Annotated in this window: 23 protein-coding genes and 1 pseudogene; 11 read left to right on the forward strand and 13 right to left on the reverse strand. The window is 54.3% G+C overall.

What is annotated here, in order from left to right; translation table 11 throughout:
• Positions 1-156 precede the first annotated feature (156 nt).
• The 9 genes and pseudogenes from OGY15_RS01040 to OGY15_RS01080 all read left to right on the forward strand — a co-directional run.
• Positions 157-1032 (forward strand): GTPase family protein, encoded by an 876-nt coding sequence (locus OGY15_RS01040; RefSeq protein ID WP_286537559.1) that lies wholly within the window; start codon positions 157-159, stop codon positions 1030-1032.
• A 212-nt stretch (positions 1033-1244) separates the two neighbouring features.
• Positions 1245-1946 carry a WYL domain-containing protein gene (locus OGY15_RS01045; RefSeq protein WP_038886240.1) on the forward strand — a complete coding sequence of 234 codons (702 nt, stop codon included), beginning with the start codon at positions 1245-1247 and terminating at the stop codon, positions 1944-1946.
• A gap of 5 nt (positions 1947-1951) precedes the next feature.
• Positions 1952-2581, forward strand: a complete 630-nt coding sequence (locus OGY15_RS01050; RefSeq protein WP_286537589.1) for a hypothetical protein — start codon at positions 1952-1954, stop codon at positions 2579-2581.
• Between the two features lie 52 nt (positions 2582-2633).
• Positions 2634-3077 (forward strand): IrmA family protein, encoded by a 444-nt coding sequence (locus OGY15_RS01055; RefSeq protein WP_038886245.1) that lies wholly within the window; start codon positions 2634-2636, stop codon positions 3075-3077.
• A 130-nt stretch (positions 3078-3207) separates the two neighbouring features.
• On the forward strand, positions 3208-3627 hold the full coding sequence (locus OGY15_RS01060) for an antirestriction protein (RefSeq protein ID WP_181499892.1): 420 nt from the start codon (positions 3208-3210) through the stop codon (positions 3625-3627).
• Between the two features lie 14 nt (positions 3628-3641).
• Positions 3642-4109 (forward strand): RadC family protein, encoded by a 468-nt coding sequence (gene radC, locus OGY15_RS01065; RefSeq protein ID WP_181499891.1) that lies wholly within the window; start codon positions 3642-3644, stop codon positions 4107-4109.
• 10 nt (positions 4110-4119) lie between these two features.
• Entirely contained in the window at positions 4120-4446 is a 327-nt protein-coding gene (locus OGY15_RS01070; RefSeq protein ID WP_286537623.1) for a type IV toxin-antitoxin system YeeU family antitoxin, read from the forward strand.
• A 30-nt stretch (positions 4447-4476) separates the two neighbouring features.
• A complete protein-coding gene (locus tag OGY15_RS01075) occupies positions 4477-4857 on the forward strand; it encodes a TA system toxin CbtA family protein (protein ID WP_038886251.1) in 381 nt (126 codons plus the stop codon).
• A pseudogene (locus OGY15_RS01080) lies at positions 4854-5012 on the forward strand (DUF5983 family protein); the annotation flags it as partial. The gene OGY15_RS01075 and the pseudogene OGY15_RS01080, both read left to right, overlap by 4 nt.
• Positions 5013-5509: 497 nt before the next feature.
• Here OGY15_RS01080 and OGY15_RS01085 read toward each other — a convergent pair.
• From OGY15_RS01085 to OGY15_RS01105, 5 genes are all read right to left on the reverse strand, one after another.
• Positions 5510-6046: a dihydrofolate reductase family protein gene (locus tag OGY15_RS01085; RefSeq protein WP_151224443.1), complete on the reverse strand. Its 537-nt coding sequence runs from the start codon at positions 6044-6046 to the stop codon at positions 5510-5512.
• 279 nt (positions 6047-6325) lie between these two features.
• Positions 6326-7312 carry an aldo/keto reductase gene (locus OGY15_RS01090; RefSeq protein WP_151218127.1) on the reverse strand — a complete coding sequence of 329 codons (987 nt, stop codon included), beginning with the start codon at positions 7310-7312 and terminating at the stop codon, positions 6326-6328.
• 24 nt (positions 7313-7336) lie between these two features.
• On the reverse strand, positions 7337-8365 hold the full coding sequence (locus tag OGY15_RS01095) for an alpha/beta hydrolase (RefSeq protein ID WP_187253061.1): 1029 nt from the start codon (positions 8363-8365) through the stop codon (positions 7337-7339).
• Positions 8366-8378: 13 nt separating this feature from the next.
• Complete coding sequence (locus OGY15_RS01100) at positions 8379-9608, reverse strand: MFS transporter (RefSeq protein ID WP_286537658.1); 1230 nt, start codon at positions 9606-9608, stop codon at positions 8379-8381.
• Between the two features lie 123 nt (positions 9609-9731).
• Entirely contained in the window at positions 9732-10226 is a 495-nt protein-coding gene (locus OGY15_RS01105; protein WP_286537662.1) for a cyclophilin-like fold protein, read from the reverse strand.
• Between the two features lie 92 nt (positions 10227-10318).
• Here OGY15_RS01105 and OGY15_RS01110 point away from each other — a divergent pair, with 92 nt between their 5' ends.
• Positions 10319-11218 (forward strand): LysR family transcriptional regulator, encoded by a 900-nt coding sequence (locus tag OGY15_RS01110; protein WP_151218130.1) that lies wholly within the window; start codon positions 10319-10321, stop codon positions 11216-11218.
• A 47-nt stretch (positions 11219-11265) separates the two neighbouring features.
• Here OGY15_RS01110 and OGY15_RS01115 read toward each other — a convergent pair whose 3' ends face one another.
• A complete protein-coding gene (locus OGY15_RS01115; RefSeq protein ID WP_151218131.1) occupies positions 11266-11598 on the reverse strand; it encodes an EmrE family multidrug efflux SMR transporter in 333 nt (110 codons plus the stop codon).
• 379 nt (positions 11599-11977) lie between these two features.
• On the opposite strand from OGY15_RS01115, the gene OGY15_RS01120 reads away from it, so the two are divergent.
• The gene (locus OGY15_RS01120; protein ID WP_187258872.1) at positions 11978-12334 is read left to right on the forward strand and encodes a KPN_00521 family repetitive protein; all 357 of its coding nucleotides are present in this window, start codon (positions 11978-11980) and stop codon (positions 12332-12334) included.
• A gap of 187 nt (positions 12335-12521) precedes the next feature.
• Here the strand turns inward: OGY15_RS01120 and iolB are convergent, their stop codons facing one another.
• Genes iolB through OGY15_RS01155 form a run of 7 tightly spaced genes read right to left on the reverse strand, consistent with a single transcriptional unit; the run spans position 12522 to position 20884 of the window.
• Positions 12522-13340 (reverse strand): 5-deoxy-glucuronate isomerase, encoded by an 819-nt coding sequence (gene iolB, locus OGY15_RS01125; RefSeq protein ID WP_151224211.1) that lies wholly within the window; start codon positions 13338-13340, stop codon positions 12522-12524.
• Between the two features lie 9 nt (positions 13341-13349).
• Positions 13350-14240 carry a myo-inosose-2 dehydratase gene (gene iolE / locus OGY15_RS01130; RefSeq protein ID WP_151218133.1) on the reverse strand — a complete coding sequence of 297 codons (891 nt, stop codon included), beginning with the start codon at positions 14238-14240 and terminating at the stop codon, positions 13350-13352.
• 14 nt (positions 14241-14254) lie between these two features.
• Positions 14255-16159, reverse strand: a complete 1905-nt coding sequence (locus OGY15_RS01135; RefSeq protein WP_151224213.1) for a bifunctional 5-dehydro-2-deoxygluconokinase/5-dehydro-2-deoxyphosphogluconate aldolase — start codon at positions 16157-16159, stop codon at positions 14255-14257.
• A 12-nt stretch (positions 16160-16171) separates the two neighbouring features.
• The gene (locus OGY15_RS01140; RefSeq protein ID WP_286537678.1) at positions 16172-17305 is read right to left on the reverse strand and encodes a Gfo/Idh/MocA family protein; all 1134 of its coding nucleotides are present in this window, start codon (positions 17303-17305) and stop codon (positions 16172-16174) included.
• A gap of 8 nt (positions 17306-17313) precedes the next feature.
• Entirely contained in the window at positions 17314-18342 is a 1029-nt protein-coding gene (locus tag OGY15_RS01145) for an ABC transporter permease (protein ID WP_003826102.1), read from the reverse strand.
• 11 nt (positions 18343-18353) lie between these two features.
• On the reverse strand, positions 18354-19901 hold the full coding sequence (locus OGY15_RS01150) for a sugar ABC transporter ATP-binding protein (protein WP_151224215.1): 1548 nt from the start codon (positions 19899-19901) through the stop codon (positions 18354-18356).
• A 53-nt stretch (positions 19902-19954) separates the two neighbouring features.
• A complete protein-coding gene (locus tag OGY15_RS01155) occupies positions 19955-20884 on the reverse strand; it encodes a sugar ABC transporter substrate-binding protein (protein WP_032949851.1) in 930 nt (309 codons plus the stop codon).
• Between the last annotated feature and the right edge of the window lie 24 nt (positions 20885-20908).

Genomic DNA, 20908 nt, shown 5'->3' on the forward strand with positions numbered 1-20908 from the left:
GCTCAAAATGTGATTCTTTATTAATCCTTTGAAATACATTTCATAACTCGGCTAACACACTTCCAATCCAAATAATTTCAGATAGATATTATCTCCATGAATCCCCCCTGATGCCTTCTTGCCTCAGGGGTTTTGTTTTTCTACTGAGGTCGTATCGTGAAAAAATCAGAAGGTATGCAGGCCATCGAAAAGCCACTGGCATCACTCCCCCACGCCATTGGCAAACATATTTTTGACCATATTCAAAAGCTCACTCACTACGAACCGGTCATCGGCATTATGGGAAAAACAGGCGCAGGGAAATCGTCGCTCTGCAATGCTCTGTTCCAAAGTGAGGTTACGCCCATCAGCGATATCAGTGCCTGTACCCGCGACGTGCTGCGATTCCGGCTGCGCAGTGTTCACCACAGCCTAATACTCGTAGATCTACCCGGTGTAGGTGAGAGTGAGCAACGGGATAAAGAATATGAATCTTTATATCGCAGAATCCTCCCTGGGCTGGATTTAATCCTGTGGGTAATCAAAGCCGATGATCGTGCTTTCTCCGTCGATGAACGCTTCTACAAGGGAGTGATGACTGACCACCAGCATCGGACACTTTTTATCATTAACCAGGCTGACAAAATAGAGCCCAGCCATGAGTGGAATGTCACCGGCAATGCGCCATCACCGGACCAGTCGGTTAATATCGAGGCCAAGCTGGAGTCCATTCGTCAGCTATTTTCACCACACCATCCTGTGTGCGTTGTCTCAGCGAGAACAGAATGGAATCTCCCATCAATGGTAGAAACGGTAATGCGTTGCCTGCCGGATCGTGCCACCAGCCCATTGGCGGCACAACTGCATGGGAGGTTATGCAGTGAACCGATAAAAAAGCAGGCTCGTGAAGGCTTTGGTAATGCGGTCGGAGAAGTGTTTGATTCTGCTGAAGCGGCATCATTTATACCCTCGCCACTAAAAGTGGTCATCCGTACTGTCCGTGAGGCGGTGGTGTCCGTTGCTCGTGCCGTTTGGGACTGGATTTTCTTCTGAGCTGGCTGACTTGCCATGAACTTCGGGACATACCCTGTCCGTTCTGGCGTTTTATAAGCTGCTGAATTTCGACAGTTACCCCTTTACGCCCCATCACGGTTGATTTTGGCAACTGTAAAAAATACGTCGTCTGGTGTCCATTCCCTGTCCCACACCCTCGCTAAGATATTCTTTTTATTTTCAGCTAATTATCTCACTGGAGAACCTGCCTCATGGCTCAGGTTGAACGTCGTCATGATCGGCTTGCCGTCCGACTGTCGTTAATTATCAGCCGTCTGGTGGCTGGCGAAACACTGGATTTGCAAGCGCTGGCAACTGAATTTGGTGTGTCGGTTCGAACCCTGCGCCGGGACTTTCGGGAAAGACTGATGTATCTGGACCTGGAGTATCGTAAAGGCCGATGCCGTTTGTTATCCGGTAGCCGACAGAGAGAGCTGGCGGTAATGACATTTGCTCGCCAGTCAGGCGTTGAAGCACTGTTTCCAGATATGGATAACCATCTGGTCAGTTCACTGTTGAGCGGACCAGGGGAGTCTCCTTGCCTTATCTGGCAAGGAGCAGCTCAGGCTTCATCACCAGACTCAGGCGTGTTTACTCGGTTGGTGAGCGCGGTATCTGAACATCGAAAGGTGACGCTGCTCGGTAAAGGTTGCCGCTGTACAGGTCTCGCTCCCTACCGGCTGGTTCTGCGTGAAGGCGAGTGGTATCTGACGGGGGAGCATCAGGCACGGATTGCCGTCTTTCCTTTGACGGATATTCGGGCAATCACGCTCCATAAGGACAGTTTTTCCCCGGATATCACTGTGCGTGACATCCTCTCACGCCCGGATTTTCTTCAGGCTTTACCCCTCTTTCGCTTTTTCAATTCAATGCTAGTCGCAACCAACTGCGGCCTTATACATCAAAAGGAATAATCATTATGAAACTGCTTACTACTACAGCGCTGGCTGCCAGCTTTTTCTTGGGGGCTGTTTTCCCAACTGAAGCTGGAAATATTGTCGGAACTGTTAAAGCCTGGCAATACATGCAGGCTGAAGGCTGGAAATCTGCCGATGGTATGGATGACAACATACTGCACAACATGCTCTATCAGGCCAGTGTGATTGATAACTATACGTGGACGAAACAGTTTCTGTTACGTGTCCGTGGTGGTGGTGCGCTTTTTCTTGCCGATAAAAAGACGCACACGATTCGCCAACTGAAAGTGGAGCCTGTAGGTGAAACCTACAATGACATTGAAACGGTCTACCAGGGAGAAGACAAAGGTGAAGGATGCTATTTCGCTATTATCGACAATCAATCTTCAGCACGACAAAAAGCGATTGATGATCTTCTTAGCTACCCGCCAGTTGATGATATCGATGCTAAAGCAAAAAAGATCAGACAGCAGATGACCCCGAAAGTCGTTATGGTCATTCCGGATAATTGTGTGAACAAGCAGCAGCAGGCTGCTCTGGTAGCTAAACGTTCGGAAGAAGATCGGAAGTTACAGCAATGGGTAGCACAACAAAGTTTGACGGAGCTATGTCGTCGTACTGGCAACTGCTAAGGGCCTTCCAACAACACCAAAGCGACCCTTTATCAAAATCAGGAGCATCATTTTGAACCGATTTGTTAAAGCCTTACCTTTCATCGCTGGTTTAACGTTGTGCCACTTGCTACCCGCACAAGCCGATGAACAACGCTACATCAGTATCCGTAACACCGATACAGTGTGGACTTCCGGCAATATTTGCGTTTATCAGTTTCGCCTTGATAACGGCGGAAGCGGTACAGGTTTCGGCCAACTGAATGTGTCACTGCGTTTGAAAGACAAAGCTGGAAAAACGCTCGCGCAAGGCGTCATGGAAGTCGCTCCCTTTGGAGAAAGTGACGCAACACGTTCACAGGACGCTTTTCTGGAATATGAATGTGTTGAAAGTGTCAGTGCCGTTGAAATTTTGAAGGTAACTGAATTACATGCAGGGCATCAAACCGACCTGCCACTGTCCATATTCGATCCGCAATATTACCAGCCATTGTCAGTATCAGTTGCCTTGAATTAACCGTCACGACTGGTTGAGAGGATCAACTGCCACATCCCAGCTTATCAGTACTCACTTAAAAAAACTTCAGGCCATGCCTCCTCCGGGAAGCATGGCCTTTTTGTTTTCAAACCACTAATACGGAATCAACATGGATCAAATCACATCACTAATCACCGCGTCACTCTTACCAGACAGGAAGCGCCTTAACTTCTGGCCGAAGCACTTCGGCAAAATCCCCCAATGGATGCTGCTGGAGCCTCGTGCCTTCGCCTGGATGGACCGCCTGTGCGAAGCCTACAACGGCGGGTACTGGAATTATTACACGCTCAGCAACGGCGGTGCCTTCATCGCACCTGACAGCGAGAACAGCTGGGCCGTGTTCAACAAGCTGAATGGCAACAGCTTGGAAATGAGCAGCGAAGCCGCTGGCATCGCAGTCTGCCTGCTGAACTGGAGCCACCATGCCTGCAGAACCGGCAGCCCCGCCATGAGTGAACATTACTTTCGCCTGCGCGAATTTGCGCTGAGCCATCCTGAAAGCAACGCCATCATGCACATCATCGACTGAAGGTGGAGAACATTATGGAAAGTACCGTATTACCTCATCCACTAACTTCACACCGCACCATAAAACGCGCTCTGACGCTTATCGAGAATCACCTGCGCGAACCCGGCGTGGCGTTCACCTCCGCATCACTCACCCGCGACTGGCTGCGGCTAAACCTCGCAGGACTGGAGCGGGAAGTGTTTATGGTGGTGTTTCTGGATAATCAGAATCGGCTGCTGGCGCACGAAACCCTGTTCAACGGATCCATCACCAGCACGGAAGTTCATCCTCGCGAAGTGGTTAAAGCCGCACTGCGGCATAACGCCGCCGCTGCCATTTTTGCCCACAACCATCCATCCGGATATGCCGAGCCCAGCGATGCCGATCGGCATATCACCGAACGGCTGAAAAAAGCGCTGGCGCTGGTTGAGGTGCGCGTGCTGGACCATCTGATTGTCGGCAGCAAAGAGATTGTCTCGTTCGCCGAACGTGGCTGGTCCTGAAGGAGGACATATGCATTCTGAACAATGGGGACTGACGTGTAATAAAACGCCTTATTTCAGTGTGAGGCTGGTGCAGGAAGGCAACCGGCTGCATTTCCTGGCTGACCGGGCGAGGTTTACCGGCGACTTCAGCGACGATGAAGCACTTCGCCTTGACCAGGCTTTTCCACTGATGATGAAACAACTGGAACAGATGCTTTCAACCGGTGAGCTGAATTCTCGCCATCAGCAACGCGTTACCCTGAATCACATTGGACTGACCTGCGAAGCCGACACGCTTGGCTCACACGGTTATGTTTATATCGCGATTTATCCCTCTTCGACTGTAACCGTCTGACCGGCCACCTCCAAAAACAGGACACACCCAATGCAAACTTTACCGTTACCCGAGCCACGGGCGGCTGAGCCCTGCCCGTCTCCCGTGCGAATCTGGCAGTTGCTGCTCGCACATCTGCTGGATAAACACTATGGCCTCATGCTCAACGACACGCCGTTTGGCGACAACAGCGTGATTCAGGCGCACATCAACGCCGGTATATCCCTGTGTGATGCTGTCAATTTCATTGTGGAAAGATATGAACTGGTGCGCACCGACCACAGCCGTTTCAGCCTAACCGAACGCTCTTCACTGATTGGGGCCATCGACATTCTGCGTGCCCGTCGTGCGACCGGACTGATAGTAAGCAGCGGCTACAGCACCATAACCCGCATCACAACGGGCCAGTATCAGGGAGGAAAAGCACAGTGAAAATCAGCCTGAACCTTAACACTGACAGCATCAATGTGCTGGCGCTGAACATGGGGAAAATCGCGGTCGATGTTGACAGTATCGAGCTCGCTGAGCTGATAGCTGTCGTTAATGCTCAAGGGCTTACGCTGCGTATCGCGGAGGAACCCGGCAGGTGATTGTTGAAACCAGCTCTCGCCTTCTCCTAAGCAGCATTATAAGATAACGCCAAGTGGACCGATAAAATGAAAATTAGTTTTAGGCACCTTCTTAGGCACCAAAGAATAATTGAATTGAAGAATTAGCATTTTAATTCAGGTGGTTAACGGGCCAGTTCAGACTCCGCCAGCCAATCATGATTGGACAGTGCCAGGACAGCACTAGTAAAACAGGAAGTTAGCAGTCTCAGCAGGACACCGACCAGACGGTGAGGAGACAAAAAAGGATACACAAAGGAGCCGCGGCTCCCGAGTGACAAAAAAGCCCGCATCAGCGGGCTTTTTTGTTTCTGCTTTCCAGCCTCATTAGCCACGCTCAATGCAACCACAATCAACAACCCACTTTTCTTTCACCTTAGTCTGTAATCTTCCTCTCATACCTGCTTTTAGCCATAACTGATGTGAGCATCGGCTATGAGCGAAAAGTGGAGGTCACCACTATGCTTTGATTCAGCTTATGGCGTCAGCCGATAATGCGACTGCACCAGACCTGAAGGGAAGCTGCGGCTGGATAATAGCGTCAAATCGATATCATGGGGCAGAACTCCGAACAGCGGTTTTCCCGAACCGAGCAGGACAGGAACGGTAGTGATAACGATATCGGCGACCAGACCTTCGCGCAGGAACGACTGTATTAACTGCCCACCATCGATATAGACCCGGTGCACGTTCTTCTCCATCAGGTCAGCAAGAGCCTCCCCTGGCGTGAGGCATGAAAACTGCACTTTATCCTTCAGCGCCTCGGGCACGGTGGTATCGGCTAGCTGCCGGGAAAGCACCAGCACGGGCAGATCATAAGGCCATTCGTTAAAAGTCAGCACCTTCTCATAGCTGCCTCGACCCATAATGATCCAATCTTTGTCCGCGATGAATGCGGCATAGCCATGATCTTCTGTCGGGTCATCGCGCTTTAACAGCCAGTCGATATCACCCTCCTGCCGAGCGATAAAACCATCAAGACTGACCGCGATGAAAACATGTGTGGTGACCATCATGTGCTCCGTGTTCAGATTGCATATATCTCGTTGAGTTTAGCAGTGTTAGCGATATTGATATGTTCCGATAAAGCCACATCACAATGTTAGCAACGTCCACCAGAGCCTCAACCACCTCCCACACCAATTACAAGGACGCCAGCCGGTGATTACCAGTGTCATCCGATAAGTCCTAAGAGCCCGCACGGCGCAAGCTCTGCGGGCTTTTTTGTGCCCTCATTTTATCCAGCGAAGTCCGAAGAGAACCCATTAAATCCGAACCTTTTAGACACTTTGTTACCAGGCATAGGCCTCAGGAGCTTCCCCGCCTGGTCCTGGCCAAATAGCATCCAGTTTTTCAAGTGTTTCAGGCGTTAACGTTACAGACAGCGCATTGAGATTCTGACGAAGTTGTTCAACCGTACGTGGCCCGCTGAGTACGCTGGTGACGGTCGGATTTTGCAATAGCCAGGCAAGCGCAACGTCAGCCGGCGTTTCACCCATTTCATCGCAAAGCTGCTCCCAGGCTTCCAGCTGTGGCCGCAGATGATTGATTTGCACCTGCATATGCGGTGTTGCCCTGCGCCCCTCTGTCATTTTACGCAGCACACCGCCCAGCATTCCCCTCCCTACCGGACTCCATGGGATAAGGCCAATGCCGTAATGACGCAGCGCAGGGATCACCTCCAGCTCAACCGTGCGCTGGGTCAGATTGTACAGGCTCTGTTCAGATGCCAGTCCCAGCAGGTTACGTACGTCGGCCTTACATTGTGCGGTAGCAATGTCCCAGCCAGCAAAGTTACTGCTGCCCACATAACTAATTTTACCCTCACGGATCAGCTGTTCCATAGCCTGCCAGATCTCCTCCCAGGGGGTGTTCCGGTCGATATGGTGCATCTGATAGAGATCGATATGGTCCGTTTTGAGCCTTTTCAGGCTGGCTTCACATGCCCGGCGAATATGGTAAGCGGACAAATATTTATCGTTCGGACCCGTATCCATCGGCTGATAAACTTTTGTGGCCAGCACGATCCGCTCGCGCTTTCCGCTGCGCGCCAGCCAGTTGCCGATGATCTCTTCGGATGTCCCGTACCCCTTTGCCATATCCGGCGACTGCGGTCCGCCGTAAACATCGGCGGTATCGAAAAAGTTGATACCCGCATCCACCGCCTCATCCATGATCCTGAAGCTGGTTGGCTCATCCGTCAGTTCACCAAAGTTCATAGTCCCAAGACCGATACGGCTCACCCGCAGGCCTGTTCGGCCCAGATGTTTGTAGTTCATGTCGCATGCTCCTTAACTGACGCGTTATTTGAGGTTCTTACGGAAAAAGTCGGCCAATTTGTCGAAGGGGATCACGTCTGTGCGATCGTACAGATCGACGTGCCCAGCCCCCGGAACGACATACAGCTCTTTAGGCTGAGCGGCGCGTTTGAAGGCGTCCTCGCTGAACTCTTTTGAATGAGCCTGATCGCCGGTGATAAAGAGCATCGGACGCGGTGAAATGGCTTCAATATCGTTGAACGGGTAGAAGTTCATAAACTTGCCAATACTGCTCAGCATCGGTTTTGTCGTCAGTTCTTCTTTCTCGCCCTGCGGGGTGTAGCCGCCGCGTTCGGTGCGGTAGAAATCAAAGAACTCGCGCTGAATTTCTGGCGTGGAGGTGTCCAGTTTATTTACAGTGCCCGGAATGTAAGCCGTCTCTCCCCCTTTAAACTCAGCAAACCGCTGCTCAATGGCCGACTGGATGAAGGCCTTACGTTGTTCAAGCGTCTGGGAATGGTTAAGCCCGTTACGGAACGCAGCTCCCATGTCATACATGCTAACGGTGGCGATGGCTTTCATACGTGGGTCAATCTTCGCGGCGCTGATGACAAAACTTCCGCTACCGCAGATGCCCAGCACGCCGATATTTTCCGGATCAACAAATGGTTGTGTGCTGAGATAATCAACCGCCGCGCTGAAATCATCCGCGTAGATTTCCGGTGAAATCAGGTGCCCTGGCTTACCTTCGCTTTCTCCCCAGAACGAGAGATCAATCGCCAGCGTGACAAAACCCTGCTCCGCCAGTTTCTGCGCGTACAGGTTTGAGCCCTGCTCTTTGACTGCGCCCATCGGGTGGCCCACGATGACCGCCGGGTTTTTGGCGTTCTGAACGATCGTTTTCGGGACAAACAGATTGCCAACCACGTTCATCTGATACTGGTTTTTAAAGGTGACTTTTTGCTGCGTCACCTTATCGCTTTTATAAAAGTTATCCGCACCTCTGGACATATCCGCCGCGGAGGCGGCAAATGCGCTGATGAACATCCCCAGGGCTAACGTAAATTTATTCATGATGGTTTCCTTATCAGGACGAGTGTGATGAATGGCCACCGGCAGACGCGTCTGCTCGTGAGGTCAGGAATATCAGTACGGTTGCGATAATCAGCATTGCGGCGCTGACCAGAAAGGTGCTCTGGAAACCGTGATGGTCGAACAGCAGGCCTCCCACGGTGGATCCCAGCGCAATGGACAGTTGCACCATCGCCACCATTAGCCCACCTCCCGCTTCGGCATCCTGCGGGAACGTGCGTGGAACCCATGCCCACCATCCCACTGGCGCGGCGGTTGAAATCAGCCCCCACAGTCCGAGCAGTATCGTCACGATGGCCGCCTGGTTGCTAAACGCGATCAGGGCCAGCGCGATGATCGCCATCAGTACAGGAATCGCCATCAGGGTCGGGTAGAATCCGCGCTTCAATACCCGGCTAATCAACGTAGTGCCGATGAAGCCCGCCATACCGATGACCAACAGGATGAGAGTCACCGCTGAAGCGTCCACCTTCGTTACCGCTTCGAGGAAGGGTCGGATATAGGTAAAGAGCGTGAACTGTCCCATAAAGAAGATCCCCACCCCTAGCATGCCCAGCGTGACCACCCGGTGGCGGAACAGCATGAAGACGTTGCCAGCGCCCACATGCGGGCGGGTAACCGGCATAGAGGGCAGACTGAGCAGTTGCCAGACAAACGCGACGATGGCGACGGGTAGCAGGCAGAAGAAGGTCCCCCGCCAGCCGATGACCGAACCCAGCCAACTGCCCAGAGGTGCGGCCACGACAGTGGCTAGCGCATTGCCGCTGTTAAAAATAGCCAGCGCCAACGGAACACGGTGCACTGGCACCAGACGCATCGCCGTCGCCGCCGACATCGACCAGAACCCGCCGACTACAATGCCAATCAGAGCCCGCCCCGTCATATAGGTCAGGTAGTTGGGGGCCATCGCAATAACGGCCCCGGACAGCGCCATGATGCACGTCAGGCCGAGCAGCAGAGTTTTCCGGTTAAGCGAGCCTGCCAGTCGGGAAATAAACAGGCTGGTCACCACCGCAAACACGCCGGAAATGGCGATTCCCTGCCCGGCCATGCCTTCGGTGACGTTCAGGGACTGCGCCATCGGCGTCAGGAGGCTGACCGGCATAAATTCGGAGGCGATCAGGGCGAAGACGCACAGTGTCATGGCAAACACGCCGCCCCAGTGCGCCGGTTGTTTTTCACTTTCTCCGTTTTTGTTTCTGGTTTCAGTTTTCTGATTACGCATTTAGCCTTTCTTTTTTGTTGATAATGCGATGCCCTCCCCTGCGCCTTCAGGAGACTTTGACGCGTCGGCGTGGGGACAAGCACGGTAGTAAAAGGGAACGATGGGTATGAAAGGAACGACTGCTCAGTCCACGATCCTGATCTGCAACTTAAGCGGTCCATGGCGCTGCAGGGCGGACAATCCCGAATCGACTTTGCCAACCGGGATCAGTGAACGGGCGTAAGGCCTGCCCTGGGCAAAAATCGCCAGGTTGCCCCAAGGCGCGTAGAAAGTAATATCCCCGGCTTCCGGCGTCATGCCTTCCGGAGCCTGTGCAGTGGAAAGCCTGCGCGGCAGATCGCTAATGCGCTCAATATCGGCGTAATCTTGCAGCGTGAGGCTGAGGGGAAGCAGTGACGCAAAATCCCGCCCTGTCGGCGTGTCATAGAGGGTGGCAGTGGCGGTCTCACTATTCACAACGATCTCAATTTTCATAAGCTTCTCCTGTACAGCGACCCGTTCGTTGTCACCCGCCATCACGGACTGCGTAACGCATAGCAGCCCGACAAGAAGGAACATCATCAGCAGCGACGTTTTGCGGTGCATGTTTTGCATATCGTTTAGCGTTGACTTTTTCATCGCATTATTGTTACCAATAGGCAGCGGGGAAACTAGCTAATGAATGCTTAATAAGCCTATAAGTAAAATTTATAAATAGACCGGAACTGAACATGGCCAGACGCAACCTCAACGATTTACTCTCTTTCGTCACCGTGGCGCGGGAAGGCAGCTTTACGCGTGCCGCCGCGCAGCTTGGCGTGACTCAGCCCGCGCTGAGCCAGGCGATTTCCGGGCTGGAAGAGCGGATGCAAATCCGCCTGCTGACGCGGACCACCCGCAGCGTCGCCCCGACGGCCGCCGGTGAACGACTGCTGCAGTCGGTGGGCCATCGCATTGACGAGATTGAGGCCGAACTGGATATGCTGACTGAACTGCGGGATAAGCCAGCAGGAACCGTCCGCATCACCTGCGGGCCGAACGTGCTGAAAACGACTCTGCTGCCCAAGCTGACGCCGCTGCTGCGCGAATATCCGGATATTCATATCGAATTCGATGCCAACCACGGATTCCGTGACATCGTGGCAGATCGGTTCGATGCGGGCGTGCGGCTTGGCGATACGATCGATAAAGATATGATAGCGATGCCCATCGGTCCGAAACTTCGTATGGCAGCGGCCGCCTCGCCAGATTATTTCGAGCGATACCCGGTACCGCAAACGCCCCATGATCTGACGCAGCATCAGTGTATTAATCTGCGTATGGTCCGATCCGGGGGGATTTATGTCTGGGAATTCGATCACGAGGGAGGAGAGCTGAACGTTCGGGTTAACGGACAGTTGACGTTTAATACGTCGGAACATGTTGTTGACGCCGCGCTGGCAGGGTTGGGTATTGCCTTTTTACCTGAGGAGGAGTTTGGCTCACACCTCAAAGAGGGTCGTCTCGTTCGCGTACTTGAATCCTGGTGTCATCCTTTTCCGGGCTACTATCTTTATTATCCCAGCCGCAAGCAGCCTTCCCCGGCCTTTTCACTCGTTGTTGATGCGCTGCGCATTAACCGGAAAATTTAGGGGTAGATGAAGCAGATAACCTGATATCCGACACTCCTCCAGGAGAATCAATGTGGGGAGGATTTTGAAAAAATATTAATAACCAGAACCCCGGCACAAATAAGGACCATGCCTGCAATCGCCGGAAAATCAAGCTTTTGCCCACTTACTAACCAGCCCAGAAGGCTGATTAAAACGATTCCAGCACCTGACCAAATTGCGTACGCAATACCCGTTGGAATGGTCGATAACGTCTGGGCAAGAAGATAAAAAGCAGTGCAGTAGCACACTATTGTGGCTACAGATGGCCAAAGGCGTGTAAATCCGTCAGAGAACTTCATCAGGGTTGTACCTATAACTTCAGCTACGATAGCTCCTGCAAGAAAAATGTATGAATTCACAATCTGACCTCATGTGACAAGCTGAAACCGCCATCGTATCACAAAGGGTTAGGTGGTTTTAAACACTACCAAAACTACTTTAGTTTAGCCGCGAAATGTCCGCATCTTGCACAAACGCACCGAAGGAAACACTGCCCCTACAGTTTCTACCGGGGCATCAACCAATGCGTAAAATTCTGTTCCCCCACAGCCACTCGTTATTTAACCCAATATTAAACGTGGATTTTACCAAACACAAAATAACCATATTGATGGTTCGCGAGTGCATTAATCAGATAAATAGTTTTGTCTGCACTTACAGTTTTTTCCTAAAGCCAGCGCTTCGTTTACGTGCCACGCTTATTCACGCTAATAACTTATAACGCTAAGCGAGGATATTATGAAAAAGACAATTATCGCATTATCTGCAATTTTGCTGGCTTCTCCGGTTATTGCCGCTACGACACACGCAACTGATAATGATGTAGCTGCCGCACACGAAAACGCTAATACCGCAAAAGAAAAACTGCATCAGGCGCAGAATCAGGGCGAAGAGCAGAAATTAAAAGCTAAACATGCTGCGGAAGGTAAACAAGATAACCTGAGTAGCAAAGTGAGCGAAGGTTCGCAAAAAGCCTGGAATAAAACTAAAGAAGGCACTGAAAAAGGTTGGAATGCAACCAAAGAAGGCACAGAGAAAGGCTGGAATAAGACCAAAGAAGGTGCTGCATCCGTTGAGAAAAAAATCAGCGAATAATTTCCCAGCCATTTAATAAAGTCATTTAATAATGAAAGCCACTTTCGCGTTTTTTATTATTATTTAACCACAATCCAGGATTGCTGACCTGACTCAATCCTTTTTACAGCGAAACCAGAGCAGGGCCACAGTAACGCACAGGCCCTGACTCCAAATCTGCTTTCACCGCAGCCAAACGCTTTCATCCTTATTTATCGACCGGATAATCCCTGTTAATCCACGCGTGATCATCTTCCCAGGTGAACATCCATTTGCGGACCGGCCCGGCCATAACGTTGAGGTAATAGCTGTCATACCCGGCCATCGTCGCCACCGGGTGATACCCCTTCGGCACCATGACCACGTCACGGTTATAGACCGCCATACATTCATCCAACATTCTGTCGTCAGTGTAGACGCGCTGCATGCAGAACCCCTGTTCCGGATTGAGACGATGATAGTAGGTCTCCTCCAGATAGGTCTCCTGCGGTGGGTTATCCGTGTCATGCTTATGGCTTGGGTAGGAACTGGTGCAGCCTTCATTGGTCCACACCTCCACCACCAGCAGGCTATCTGCGGGTTTATCTTCCGGTAAGATGTTATGCACATAACGCTGGTTATTGCCCTTGCCGCGCGCTTCTCCCTCGATATCCTGTGGTGCGATCAGCCGCGTCGGGTACGTTCCTTTCCCCGGCGCAGCACAAACTGCCAGCTCCAGTCTGGTCACAGCCTGAATCTGTATTGCCTCACCAGAGGTGACATACACCGCCCACGGTTTACTGCGTTCGAACGGGCTCATCCGCTCGCCGATATCCGTAAAGGTTGCGCGCGGCGTGGTGATGGTTGCGCGTCCGGCGACCAGTACCAGACAGCGTTCTTCGCTGACTGCGGGCAGCGTAAGCTGCTGCCCCTCCTCCAGTTCATACGCTGCAAAGCCGACATATCCCCAGCCAGCACGTTCTGGGGTCACCGACTGCGTTCGCCCTTGTGCGTCAGGTTGCTGCCAGCGCGATAATAAACGTGACATGTCACCTCCTCAGATAAGCCCGGCATCCCGCGCCAGACGGCTAAGGTTGTTATAGCCCAGACGCGCATACGTCAGCGGGTGCGCGATGGCCGGATCCTGCTCCGCTTCCACTACCAGCCAACCCTGATATTGATTCGCCTTCAGCAAGGCCATGATCGGCGGATAGTCAACGCAGCCATCTCCCGGCACGGTAAAAACACCGCTCAGTACTGCATCAAGAAAGCTGGTTTTGCGATTTTTGACATCCGCCAGCACGTCGGCACGCACGTCTTTACAGTGAACATGGTTGATACGCGATGCCCAACGCTGTGCCACCGCCAGCGGATCGGCACCTGCGAAGGTCAAATGGCCGGTGTCGAGCAGCAATCCGACTTCATCACCGGTATGGGTCATCAGGTTGTCCACGTCGTCGGCGGACTCAATCACCGTGCCCATATGGTGATGATAGGCAATCTGTACCCCTTGCTGCTGTGTGTAGCGGGCAAATTCAGTGAGTTTTTCGCCGTACTCTTGCCAGCGTGCCTGCGGGAAGCGCGGACGCAGATGTACCGGTGTCTGCTGCTCGCCGTGAATACAGCCACTCACTTCGGCAAATACCAACACCTTCGCCCCCAGTTCGCGCAGTAACGTCAGGTGCGATTGCACGGCGGCAATCTCCTCCTCTACGCTACGCTCCAGCAGACGACCGGAGTACCAGCCGGAAACCAGTTGCAGCTCGTGGCGCTGCAAAATGGGGCCGAGCAGTCGCGCCTCGCGCGGGAATTTATTGCCCAGTTCGAAACCAGCAAACCCGGCCTCTTTGCCTTCGCTCAGACAAGTATCCAGCGAGGTCTCGGCGCCCAGAGAAGGCAGATCGTCATTCGTCCATGTCAGTGGATTAATACCTAATTGTACCGTCATTATCTTCTCCTGAATTATGCTTGTCCGCGCTCGCGCCACCAGGCGATAAGCTGCAGGTAGTTATCCTTAATGCGCGCCACCAGCTGCGCATCATCAATATCGTGTTTCAACCACGCGCGAGAGGCGTCGCCAAACAGCGTACGTCCCACGGCGAAACCCTTGACCAGCGTTTGTCCTGCAGCGGCTTTGAAGTCGGCGCGCAGTTGCTCTGCCGGGGCATCCAGACCGAGGATCACCACCCCACGGCAGTGTGGGTCACGGCGCGCGATAATTTCACTCAGCGCCGTCCAGCCGCTGGCCGAGAGCGGTGGCAGTTTCCACCAGTCGGGGGAAATCCCCAGGTTGTAGAAACGGGAGATGGCACGCAGGTAGAGATCGTCGCTGCGCGGCATGCTGGCGGGCAATATCACCTCCAGCAGCAGCTCATGCCCGGACTGGCAGCAGGCGTGGTACACCTCGGCAATTTTCTGTTCTTGCTCCAGACGCAGCGCATGGGCATCTTCCGGATGGAAAAAGACCAGACACTTCACCACATGCTCCTGCGGCCAGCTGATGAGCTGCGAACCTATATTGCCGTGTTCCATCTCCAGCGGGCGCGAACCCGGCAGTTCGATAGGGCGACCTATCCACCAGCCCTCTCCGGTTATCGCATTCAGCGCATCCTGACCAAACGTACCGTCGCACAGCAGCCCGGCCTTACCCTCCAGCCCGGCGCTGTTGGCCGCCTCGCGGCTGGCCTGCAGGATCAGCTGCTTCAGCGCCGGAATACGTTTCAGAGACGAGCCGCACTGCAGCGCCATCTCCTCAAGCTGACTGCGGTGATCGAAGGCCATCACACACAGTTCCGGCCATTCGCGGCGACGGGTAGTGACGCGGTGCAGATGGTTTAGACGCGGGTCAAGATCCGGACGCGGAACGAGTGCGGCGCGGGAGAGATAATCATCCAGCTCGATTTTGCTCGGCATCGCCGGGGCACAGCCATGGCGCGACACTACCAGCGCGCCGCAGGCATTGGCATAGCGGCACGCCTGCTCCCAGCCTTCATCGTTCAGGTAGCCCCGCAGCAGGCCGGACATAAACGCATCCCCTGCGCCAAGCACGTTAAGCACCTCGACGCGCACGCCGGTCACCGTCAGGCCATCGTCCAGCCGGGGTGGGATGGCATCGATATACACCGAGCAGCCGAGCGCGCCGCGTTTGCAGACCAGCGTAGCCTGACTCACACCACGCACCTTCTCCAGCGCCTGCAGCGTTTCGGTGCTGCCGCCCGCGATATGAAACTCCTCCTCGGTGCCGACGATGACGTCAAACAGGTGCAGCACATCCTGCAATTGACGCGTCACCTGCTCAGCGGCGATAAAACGCGTTTCGCCGTCGCCTAAGGACGTTAACCCCCATAACACCGGACGGTAGTCGATATCCAGCACCGTGCGCACGCCGTGGCGGCGGGCATAACCCAGCGCCGTCAGCACCGCCTCGCGGGTCTGGGGATGAGAAAGATGGGTTCCGGTGATGGCAAGACAGCGGGCAGACGCGATGTACTGTTCATCAACATCGCTGGCAGTAATCGCCATATCCGCGCAGTTATCACGGTAAAAAATCAGAGGAAAGGTATCCCGGTCTTTAATGCCGAGTAGCACCAGCGCCGTCAGGCGGTCTTTATCGGTAATCAGATGGCTGGTGTCACAGCCCACCTGGTTTAACTCTTCCCGCAGAAAACGCCCCATATGTTCGTCGCCAACCCGCGCCAACATTGAAGAACGCAATCCCTGGCGCGCCGTGCCGTACGCCACATTGCCCGACGAACCGCCAAGGTATTTGGCAAAGCTCGACACATCTTCCAGGCGTGCGCCAATCTGCTGACTGTAGAGGTCAACCGCCACGCGGCCCATGCATATCACATCAAACTGCTTTTCCACGTTGAACCCTCTTCAGACAATGTCGTTCACGTTCAGCCAGCGGCCTTCCAGGTGCGAGAGTGCGATGGCGTCAAGCACACGCGACACCTTCCAGCCCTCTTCGAAGTCCGGCCACATCGGCGCATCGGCGGCAATGCCGTCCACCAGATCGCGCACTTCCACGGTTTTCTGATCGTTAAAGCCGATGCCATGCCCGGCCCCCATACAAAACGCACCGTAGTCCGGGTGTGCCGGGCCAACGAGCAAGGTACGAAATCCCTGTCGGTTGACCGGATCGTCATGCAAATAGAGTTTCAGCTCCGCCATGCGCTCCTGGGTAAAACTGATGCTCCCTTTAGTCCCGGTAATCACGTACGACAACCCCATTTTGCGGCCACAGGCCACGCGGGAGGTTTCAATCACCCCTTGCGCCCCGCCCGCGAAGCGCACCATCGCGTGGGCCTGATCCTCATTTTCTACCGCCACCATTTGCGATGAATCGGCCTGCGCCGGACGCTCTGGCACCACCGTTTTCAGGTCACCGCAGACCTGCTCGATATCCCCCACCAGATACTGGGCCATATTGACGATATGCGCCGCGAGATCGCCCAGCGCGCCCAGACCCGCCGTTTCTTTAAAACAGTGCCAGTGGATCGGCGAAAGCGGGTCGGCCATATAGTCTTCGTTGTGGGTACCGTAGAAATGGATCACCTCGCCAATTTCTCCGCGTGCAATAATCTCTTTCGCCAGTTGCGCGGTCGGGTTCTTCATGTAGTTGAAACCCACCAGCGTTTTCACTCCGGTCCGTTGTGCCGCCTCCACCATTTCACGCGCGTCATGGGCGTTCAGCGCCAGCGGCTTCTCCGAGTAGACGTGCTTGCCGTGACGGATCGCCTCCAGCGCCATCTCTTTATGCAGATGGTTAGGCGAACAAATATCAACCACGTCAATGGCCGGGTCGGCCACCAGCGCACGCCAGTCTCCGGTTGAGCGATTGAAGCCAAAGGCCTGCGCCCGTTCGGCCGCCAGCTCCGGCGTGACTTCCGCCACCATTTCGCGCACCAGTTTGCCGCGCAGGTTGAACACCGTCGGGGCCTGGGCATAGGCGATGGCATGCGCCTTGCCGATATACCCGGTGCCAATTAGTCCAATACGAACTTCTTTCATCGTGATCCTCACAGTGCGCCGCGACGGCTCTTGGCGTAGGTATCGAACGCCACCGCCAGAACGATAATTAAGCCGGTTATAATTTGTTGGTAATAAGCCGAGACGTTCATCAGCACCAGGCCGTTAATCAGGATGCCCATGATGATCGAGCCGATAATGGTGCCACCGATGCGTCCGTAGCCCCCCATCAGCGACGTGCCGCCAATCACCACGGAAGCGATGACGCGCAGCTCAAACGAGATCCCGGCGACCGCTTCCGCACTGCCCAAACGCGCACTGAGGATGAAGCCCGCCAGCCCCGCCAGACAGCCAATCAGCACGTAGACGCTGACCAACACGCGCTTGACGTTGACCCCGGCCAGGCGCGCCGCCTCCGGGTTGCCGCCGATGGCGTACACGAAGCGCCCCCAACGGGTTTTATGCAGCGCCAGATAACCACCCACCGCCACCAAAGCGAAGATCCAGATCGGAATGGAAATGCCGAGCAGTTCACCACGCCCCCACCAGCGGTAACCCGCGTCGAACCCGGCAATCGGCGCGCCGTCGTTAATGACCAGCGTCAGGCCGCGCCAGATGGTCATCCCGCCGAGGGTGACGATAAACGGCGGCAGACGCAGGCGGGTCACGCCGAGGCCATGCAGGAAACCAATCGCGGTGCCCATCGCCATACAGATCCCAAGGCCAATCAGCCAGCTCATGCCGCCCCAGGCGTTCGGATCGACGGTGGTGAAGTTGTCGCCCTTAATCACATACGCGGCGGTCATGGCGCAGACTGCCAGGATGGAGCCTACCGACAGATCGATTCCGGCGGTCAGAATGACAAACGTCATACCGACAGCCATGATCCCGTAGATGGAGACTTCGGTCAGGATGTTGAAAATATTGCGTTCAGAAAGAAAATTGCTGTTCTGCAACTGAAAGAAAATCAGCAGCAGGATCATGAAAATCAGTACCCCAAAGCGCTCAAAAAAGGCTATAGGATCGAGACGTCCGCCGCGTTTGGCTGGAACCTGCGTTTTAGAAATAATCTGCGTCATGAATCACTCCGTTATGCCGCATTCAGGGCGTTGTGGTTGATGGCCATCATCGTCATTAACCGCTCTTCATTGGCGTCATCTCCATGGATCTCGCCAGTCACCCGGCCTTCACTCAGCGTGATGATCCGATCGGAAACCGCCATGACTTCAGGCAGATCGGAGGAGATCACGATCACCGCCACGCCCTTCTTCGCCATATCAAACAACACCTGATGGACTTCTGATTTGGTACCAACATCGATGCCACGCGTCGGCTCATCGACAATCAGCACCCGCGGATTAAGTGCCATGCAGCGCGCGAGGATCACCTTTTGCTGGTTGCCACCAGAGAGCTTGCGTACCTCCTGCGCGCTGTTGACCATTTTGATCTGCAGCGCCTGACGGTAAGACTCGATCAGGGCATCCTCTTTGCGGGTATTCACAAACCAGCGCCACTGCAGCAGTGATGACAGGCTGGAAAGCGACAGGTTGTCGCGGATCGACAACCCCAACACCGCGCCCTCTTTTTTACGATCTTCCGGCACCAGCGCCAGCCCCTGATCCAGCGCAAACAGCGGATCGCGCGGCTGATACGGCACGCCATCAAGCTCAAAGCTACCGGAGGTAAACCCGTCGGCGCCAAACAGGCAGCGGGCCACTTCAGTGCGCCCGGCACCAACCAGCCCGGCGATGCCTAATACTTCTCCGGCATGAACGTGGAAACTAATGTCGTGTAGCGCGATGCCATGCGGATCCAACGGCGGCTTTTCACGGCTGAGTCCCTTTACCGCCAGACGCACAGGTTTATCTTGATGGTGAGTTTCACTGGCCGGGCGGCGATTAAAGGCCACATCACGCCCCACCATCAGGCGAATCAGCTGTTCTACAGTGGTCTGTGCAACCGCACCATTGCCGGTAAAACGTCCATCCTGGAAAACGGTAAACTGGTCGCAAAGTTGAAAGACTTCATGCAGACGATGGGTGACATAGATAATGCTCACGCCCCGCCCTTTAAGTTCCCGCACCACCCGGTGCAGACTTTCTACTTCGCTGTCGCTCAGCGCGGCGGAAGGTTCGTCCATGATGATAAGCTTTGCGTTCAACGTCAGCGCCCGCGCAATTTCCACCATTTGCTGCTGTGCCACACTCAGTCGGGCCACGGCAGTGGTTGGCGCAACGTTCAGTTGCAAATAATCCAGAATCACCTGCGCTTCCTGATTCACCGCCTTTTCATCCACAATCAGATTGCGCTTGCGCGGTTCACGCCCGAGGAACATATTCTCGGCGACGGTCATGTTGGGCAGCAGATTAAATTCCTGATAAATAGTGATAATGCCCTTGTTCTGCCGCTCGACCGGAGAGTCCTCTACCGGCAACGTTTCGCCGTTAAACCAGATCTCCCCACGCGTTTGCGGCTGCGCGCCCGCCAGCGCTTTCAGCAGGGTCGATTTTCCGGCACCGTTTTCACCTAACAGCGCGTGGATTTCTCCCGCACCAACGGTCAGTTGTGCGCTGCTTAGCGCCCAGACGCCGGAAAAGCTTTTCGCCAGGTCGGTCACTTTCAGTAAGGGTTGCGACATCGGTCTGCTCCTCCTCATAGTGAGCCGCCACTTACGCAGCGGCTCTGGACATATCAGTTACCGGCTTCACCGATACGCTCAGCCTGCTGCAGATTTTCTTTAGTTATCAGCGTTGGCGGATAGTCAGCACCGGTGATTGCGGTCTTCTCACGGACGTTATTCACCAGTTGGCTCATGGCCGTTTTCACCGCAAAACCAGGACGCTGATCCGCCGTTACCGCCAGCCAGCCGTCACGCACGCGTGCCAGCGCTTCCGGTACAGCATCAAAGCCCGTGACCAGAACTTCACCCGGTTTCAGACCTTGCCCCTGTAACGCTTCAATCGCGCCCAGCGCCATGTCGTCGTTAGCGGAGAGGATCACCTGTGGGCGTTTCGGCAGTGAAGGCAGCACGCTTTCGACAATGCGCATCCCTTCAGAGCGCATCCAGTTACCCGTCTGATCGGCGACGATCTTGTACTTTTCACCGCCCGCCTTCAGGCTGTCGCGAATACCTTTAGTACGTTCTATGTTGGAGGAGGAGCCTGGCTGGCCGGTCAGCAGAATAATGTCCGCCCCGTCAGGAAATTTGGTTTTTACAAAGTCGCCAATCGCCTGGCCGCCTTTGTAGTTATTCGCGCCGAAGTGCGGCACTTTTTTCTGGCTATCGACGGAGCGGTCGAGAGTAACAACGGGTAGCTTCGCATCCTGAATTTCATCTACCGCACTGGACACCGCGTTAACATCGTTCGGTGAGACGATAAAACCCTGTGCGCCACGGGTGATGGCGTTTTCCAGGTCAGCGACCTGTTTCGGCGAGCTACCCTGCCCGTCCAGAACCTGCAAATTCACACCCATCTCTTTTGCGGCTTTCACCGCCGTGCGCTGCATGTGAACTTCAAATGGCATCGCCAGATTTGGCGTACTAAAAACAATTTGCTCATTTTCAGCAATGGCTGCCCCGGATGTCATGGCGATGAGGACAGCTAAGATCAGTTTTTTCATTATTATGTCTCTCTGTGTAGGGTT

Source organism: Citrobacter sp. Cu231 (genome assembly GCF_030332265.1).
Lineage (GTDB): Bacteria > Pseudomonadota > Gammaproteobacteria > Enterobacterales > Enterobacteriaceae > Citrobacter > Citrobacter meridianamericanus.